This window comes from Spirillospora sp. NPDC047418 (assembly GCF_040643275.1).
GTDB lineage: Bacteria > Actinomycetota > Actinomycetes > Streptosporangiales > Streptosporangiaceae > Spirillospora.
The window spans coordinates 25583-32247 of the sequence record NZ_JBEYTW010000100.1; the positions used below are offsets into that span (position 1 = coordinate 25583).

The following is a 6665-nucleotide window of genomic DNA, read 5'->3' on the forward strand; positions in this document are numbered from 1 at the left end:
AAGGCCGCCGGCGGTCGGGACTTGCGGGCGGTCAGGACTTGCGGGCGCCGATGGACTTGGCGATGGTCGGCCAGCTCTTGGCCAGCTCCCGCCGCCAGTACTTCCAGTTGTGCATGCCGGGCCCGTACAGGTTCGCGGTGACCGGGACGCCCGCCCTCTTCGCCGCGGCGACGAAGTTCTCGGCCATCGTCCCGGCGAGCTGCTCGCCGATCCGGCCCGCGTCCATCGGTGCGGCGTTCGGGTCGTCGTAGGGGCCGGGCTTGCCGTTGCCGGACGAGACGTAGACGCCGACGCCCTTCAGCTCCGCCACGTTGACGGTCGCGTCGTGCGCCCGCCAGTTCGCCCGCGCGGTGATCGGGTCGCCCCAGATGGCCGTCCCCGCGTCCCGGTTCATGGACGTGAGGATCACCGGCATGCCGGGCGCGGTGATGTTGAGGGCGCCGCTGTAGGACGCGGCGTACCTGAACATGTGGTGCCGCTCGGCGTAGGTGATGGCGCCCTGCCCGCCGGACGACAGGCCGATCGCGGCGCGCACCGTCCCGGCGCGGAAGTTGCGCTCCATCAACGGGATGACCTCGTCGATGTGGAACTTCTCCCACTCGGGGATGCCGCCCTTGCCGCCGTTGTACCAGTTGGTGTACGAGCCGTTCCAGCCGCCCTCGGGCATCACGACCATCGCGTTGTACGGCCCGATGACCTGCTCGATGTTGGAGTCCTTGGTCCAGGACGTGTAGTTGTTGTTGCCGCCGTGGTAGGCGTACACGACCGGCCACGTCTTGGTGGACTTGGACGTCCAGCCCTTCGGGACCATCACCCGGGTCTTCACGGCCGCGCCGAGCGCCGGCGAGGCGATCGTGACGTCGAAGATCCGCGAGTTGATCTTCTTCACGCCGGTGATCGCGGCGCCGTCCTTGGCCGGGACGTACTTGCCCGACCCGGCGCCGGCCGGCAGGTGCGGCTTCTTGCCGCGGCTGCCCTGGTTCGTGTCGGGGTTGTTCGCGCTCGGCGAGCCGTTGCCCGTCTTGAACGGGTTGGTCCCGAGCGGGACGCTCGGCAGCTTCGTGCTCTTCGGCGAGGCGCCGGCCGAGGCCGACGCCGGCGAGGACGGCTGCGTCGCCGGGCCGAACGAGGGGATCGTCTGGGAGTTGCCCGACGCCTCCGACTTGCCGGTCGGCACGCCGATGCCGGCCTGCGCGAGGCCGACCATGACGGTGGGCAGCAGTACGGCCGCCGCCGCGGTGCCCGCGATGGCGATCTTCCTGTCGGTACGCTTCTTCATGGACTCCCCAGGCGCTCAGGCCGTCCCGGGCCCGACGGTCTGCTCGTCCGAAGAAACTACTGTCCCGGGAGTCACAGCCGCAAGTATTGGCAAAGAATGCAATAAAGGCGAGACAAGACGAGCCGGGCCGCTCTGTGACCGGGGCCACTCCCCGCCTCACGGCGCGCCTGGTACGGGTCTCACGGCACGACTCACGGCGCGTCTCATGGGCGGACCGACTGGGCGTGCCGGAACACGCCGCACGGATCCCAGTGCCGCTTGACCTCCTGGAGTTTCGCGTAGGCGTCCTTGTAGTAGAGCGTCTCCCACGACTGGCCCGACTCGTTCCACCGGGGATCGGCCAGATCACCGTCCGGATACCCGATGTAACAGCCGTCCGTGATCTCGCCGTCCGCCACGGGCACGCCCCCGGTCTCGGCGAACGTGGCCTTGTAGGCGTCGCGTATCCAGGCGATGTGGACGTCCTCGCCGGGATCGTCTTTCGTCCAGTACACCTGGTATTGCACTTTCAGAATGGAGTCGCGCTGCCGCACCGCGGTCTGGTGCAGCGGCATGTTGACGGCACTGCCGTACGAATCGATCTGAATGAGCGCCCCCCGGTTGGCGTAATCGGTGTACTGCTCATTGCCGAGATACGCCCACATCGCGTCGATCTGCCGTTCGGTGAACGGTTTCCGAAGATAGGCGGACTTGTACTTCCCGCAGCGGTTCTGGCAGCCGGAGTCCAGCATCTGCGTCGCCGTCAGCCACGGCATGACCCGCGGAACGTCCAGGTGGACGAAGTGCTCCCCCATCACCGACCGCATCTGCGTCGCCCGCGGCCCGATCCGCCCGTCGAGGGCCGCGATGAAATCGGTCATCGCCCGCCGCCCGTCCGGATCGTCGACGTCCACCTGCGCCAGCAGCCCGATCTGCCCATTGCTCACGTGGTTGAGCTTCAGCATCGCGAACAGCTTCCCGGCCGCCGTCGACGGATTCTGCTGGTCCCGGAAGTACTCCCCGAACGCGGTCACCAGCGCGGCGAAGTCGCCCTTGGCGAAGTCCTTCCAGTCCCATGCCAGCGCGGTCAGCAGCACCTGTCGCGGCGGCTGGGGAAGCCCCCGGAACCAGAACCGGGTGGCCACCCCGAAGTTCCCGCCGCCACCGCCCGTGTGCGCCCACCACAACTCGCACAGCCGCGAATCCTCGTCATCGCGCCTGGCGACGACGAGCCTGACGTTCTTGTCCTCGTCCACCACGGCCGCCTCGACCGCGTAGAGGTAGTCGACGGTGAGGCCGTGCTGCCGCGACAGCAGCCCGAAGCCGCCCGCGGGGATGTGCCCGCCCAGCCCCACCGAGAAGCACGACCCGCCCGGCAGCACCTTCCCGCTGACCGGATACAGCCGGCCGTACACGTGCCCGTTCGTGGCCCCGGCCTCGATGCAGTACGCCTTCATCGAACTGTCGTAGGACACTCCGCACATCGGGCTCACGTCGAGGATCACCCGGACGTCCCCGCCGCAGACGAAGTCCTCATAGCAGTGCCCGCCGGACCGCACCGCGATCCGCGCCCGCGCCGGGTCCGCCGGCTCCTCGGCGACCGCCGCGGCGAGCGCCGCCCGCGCCTCCTCGGGCGTCCGCACCAGCCGCACGTACTCCGGCGCGGCGGCCCACCGCTGGTTGAACCCCCGGCTGAGCGCCGGATACCGCCTGTCCCCGGGCCGGACGACCGTACTCGGCAGTGTCGACAGCTCGCTCATGACCCCCGCGCCCCCACACCCTCGAAGAAAGGACGCGAGGAACCCTTCCCCACCCGCCTCCCACGTAGTCGATCAGTGACACATGGTTAACGTCTCGGAGAGGCACAGACATGGGGTTCCCGGTGAAGGCCCTGCCCCGGGCCGGGGTCAGGCTTTCGGGGGGCGGACGGAGAGGGCGCCGGCCTGGAAGCGGGTGCGGGCGCCGAGGTGGTCGCACAGTTCGCGGACGCGGCGCTGGACGGTGCGGGTGCTGATGGAGAGGCGGCGCGCGATGGCCTCGTCGGTGAGGCCCGCGGTGAGGAGGGTGAGGACGGCGTCGTCCGGGGCGTCCCCGCCGGGGAGCGGGAGGCCGGTGCGCCACACGGCCTCGAAGAGGGAGACCAGGGCGTCCAGCAGGGCCGAGGGGTGGACGACCAGGGAACTGTCGACGCTGCTCGCGTGCTCGGAGGTCAGCGGGAGCATCGCGGTGCGGCCGTCGGCGATGGCGAGCTTGATCGGGACGGCGCCGAGGCGGGCCTCCTCGCCGGACGCCGCGGCGCGGCGGATGTCCGCCAGGGCGTGCGGCTGGTCGAGCGCCTCGGCGCCGTAGATGCCGCGCACCCGGATGCCGCGGCGCATCGTGCGCTCCTGCTCGGCGCCGGAGAGCGCGGCGTCCGTGGCGAACGGCGGCTGGACGAGGACGCGCAGCTCCGCCCGGGCGCCGCGCAGCAGTTGCAGGTAGCGGCGGGCCACGGCGGTGCGCCCGCTGACGACCTCGACGAGTTCCTCGGGGTGCGGGGCGGCCTCGGCCAGCAGCGGGCCGATCGCGGCGCGGCTGCGCGCGATCTCCTCCTGGCGGCTCGCGACGAGGGCCTCCACCGCGACGTGCGGCGGGGTGGCGAGCAGGCGCAGCGGGCGGCCGGCCAGCCGGGTCACGAGGCCGAGCTCCTCCAGGCGGGGCAGGAGGCGGCGCAGGGCGGCGGCCGACGTGCCGTGGCGGGCGGCGAGGCCGGCGAGGGTGGAGGGCCCCTCCCGCAGCAGGGCGCGGTACGCCGACTCCTCGGCGGCGGCCACGCCGAGCCCCTCCAGCAGCGGCGAATCGGACACGTCCTAAATGTAGGGGTTCCCTGGCCGTTTGGCGGGTTCCCGCCATGGCGGAAGCCGCCACCGCCGTCCCTGGATCGCCGCCGGGCGGCGGCCCGACAATCAAGATCCACTTCTTGGGGAGGGATGGCCATGTGGCTGAAGACCGCGGCGGCCCTGGCGCTCGGCGCCCTCGGGCTCGCGGCGCCCGCGGCGGCGGACACCGGACCGCCGGCCGCGCTGCGCGCCGCCGCCGGAGCCTATGACGTCGCGCTGCCCACCGGCGACGCCGTGCGGGTCGCGGGCGGCACCGCGACGGTGAGGCCCGCGCCGGGACGCGCACCCGCGTTCTCGGTCCGGCACAGCGGCGGGGACCTGTACGTCGTCCCGGACGACCGGCTCACCGACGACCCGGAGCAGTACAACGTGACGGCGCTGCACGAGGGCCGCGGCCCCGCCCCGGCGGTGTCGGCCGCACCGGCCGAGGACCTGGTAACCGTGCGAGTGCGGAGCATCGCGCGGGACGGGCGGCCGGGGCCCGGCACGGTCGGCTTCGTGAACGTCGAAGACGCGGCGCTCGGCAACGCGCACCGGCCGCTGCCCGGCGCCGCGGACAGCCCGTGCACCGACGAGCGCTGGAACGACTCGAACTGCATACGGCTGCGTCCGGGGACGTACTCCGTGATGGGCGTCGTCAAGACGATGCCGTCGTGGGCGCCGGCCGCCGGCCCCGGCAAGCCGCTCAACTACAGCCTCGTCGGGTACCCGGAGATGGAGATCACCGGGGACACCGAGATCGTCCTCGACGCGCGCAGGGCCGTGGAGGTGACGGTCCGGACGCCCGACCACGCGACCAGGGCCAACCTCGGCGCGATCAGCCACCTGATGTGGACCCGCGGCCCCGCGAACGGACCGGCGGTGGACGAGGGCGTCTACCTGAACGCCGGCGCGACGCTGGAGCAGCGGGTGTTCCTGCAGCCGGCCCGGAAGGTCCGCACCGGCACGTTCGAGGTCTACACGCGGTGGCGGCTGGAGGCACCGGCCGTCACCCTGCAGGCCCGGGGCCGCTCCCTGCACCCGTCCTACTATCCCCCCGGCTACTTCAGCGACACCTCCGACCAGTTCCCCCGCCTGGACGGCACGGTCCGCATGCGGGTCGCGGACGGCGACGCGCCCCGCGCCGATCTGCGCGGCGGTCTCGCCCTCGTCGAGCGCAGGGACGGCGTGTCCGTCGCCGAGCAGTCCAACAGGGCCGCCAAGGCGGGAGCCCGGATGGTCGCCGTCTACAACGACGAGCCCGGAGTGAACGACGACCCGGGCGGCTACGGGATCCGGTTGCGCGTGCCGACGGCACGGCTGTCCCGGGAGGAGGGGCTGGCCCTCCTGCGCCAGAGGCACGCCACGGTGACCGCCAAGGGCGTCGCGAACAGTCCGTACCAGTACGACCTGGTGCTCCCCGAGACCGGGCGGATCCCCCGGGACCTCGGTCATGTCGTCCGCGCACGGGACCTGGCACGCGTCGACAGCGCCTACCACGGCGGCGGCGCCATGTCCTTCGCGCGCTACGGCAAGCGCCCGTGGGAGGAGTTCGCGATCGCCTACAGCAGCCCGGTCACCGGCACGCCCCGGACGCGCGCGGAGTACGTCTCGGCCGACCCGCGGACCCAGTGGTCGGCGATGGCGATCACACCGGAGCAGCCGTACAACAACGCCTTCCCCGGCCCGGAGATACCGCACCTCGTGCTCGGCGAGACGAAGTGGTCGGCGTACGAGCCGCGCGACCGCGACGCGCACTCCTGGGGCAGGGCCCCGCTCGCCGGCGGAGTCAACGCGCTGTCCCCGGTCACCCGCGCCGGCGACCGGATCCGCCTCCATGTGGGGCTGGTGGACGCCGCGCGCAACTTCTCCGACGCCTATTCCAGTTCATTCGCGAACGGATTCACCACCGATTTCCGCGTATACCGGAACGGAGAACTCGTCGCCCAGACTACGCACCGCGCGAACGGCACGCTGACGACGACGCCGGACGACGCGGAATACCGCGTCGAATATGATTTCACCAACAACGCTCCATGGGCCAGGCTGTCGACGCGCACCACGACGTCCTGGACGTTCCGTTCCGCTCACACCTCCGACGTCACCGTCCTGCCGCTTCTCCAGGTGGGATACGGCGTCGATCTGGATGTGCACAACAGAACACGTTCTAGAACGCTGCGGCCGGTCGTCCGCCACCAGGACGGCTCCGCCGTGCGGCTCGAGCGCCTGGCACTGCGGACGTCCTTCGACGACGGCGCGACCTGGACGGACGTCCCGCTGCGGGACGGTGCCGCGCGGCTGCGCGGCACGGGTGCGGTCTCCCTCCGGGTCACCGCCGAGGACGCGCGGGGCAACGCCGTGACCCAGGAGGTCATCCGCGCCTACAAGTTGCGGTGACCGCGGACGCGGCCCCGCACCGCGGACGCGCCGCGCACCGCGGCCCCGGCGGGGTGCGCCACCACGTACGCCAGCGCCATCCCGCAGTCGGCGGCCAGGTGCTCCCCGAGCGGCGCGCCCGGCGCGAAGAAGTGCACGTGCCAGTTGTAGCC

The 6665-nt window shown here is 71.9% G+C and carries 4 protein-coding genes; 1 reads left to right on the forward strand and 3 read right to left on the reverse strand.

Features of this window, described 5'->3' with window-relative positions; translation table 11 throughout:
- Positions 1-31: 31 nt before the first annotated feature.
- The 3 genes from ABZ806_RS37700 to ABZ806_RS37710 form a co-directional block, all read right to left on the reverse strand.
- Positions 32-1279: an alpha/beta hydrolase gene (locus ABZ806_RS37700; protein ID WP_500223146.1), complete on the reverse strand. Its 1248-nt coding sequence runs from the start codon at positions 1277-1279 to the stop codon at positions 32-34.
- A 203-nt stretch (positions 1280-1482) separates the two neighbouring features.
- Complete coding sequence (locus tag ABZ806_RS37705; RefSeq protein ID WP_500223147.1) at positions 1483-3018, reverse strand: FAD-binding oxidoreductase; 1536 nt, start codon at positions 3016-3018, stop codon at positions 1483-1485.
- Between the two features lie 147 nt (positions 3019-3165).
- On the reverse strand, positions 3166-4104 hold the full coding sequence (locus ABZ806_RS37710) for a helix-turn-helix domain-containing protein (RefSeq protein ID WP_500223148.1): 939 nt from the start codon (positions 4102-4104) through the stop codon (positions 3166-3168).
- A 129-nt stretch (positions 4105-4233) separates the two neighbouring features.
- Here ABZ806_RS37710 and ABZ806_RS37715 point away from each other — a divergent pair, with 129 nt between their 5' ends.
- On the forward strand, positions 4234-6513 hold the full coding sequence (locus tag ABZ806_RS37715) for a PA domain-containing protein (protein ID WP_500223149.1): 2280 nt from the start codon (positions 4234-4236) through the stop codon (positions 6511-6513).
- The last annotated feature ends 152 nt before the right edge of the window (positions 6514-6665 follow it).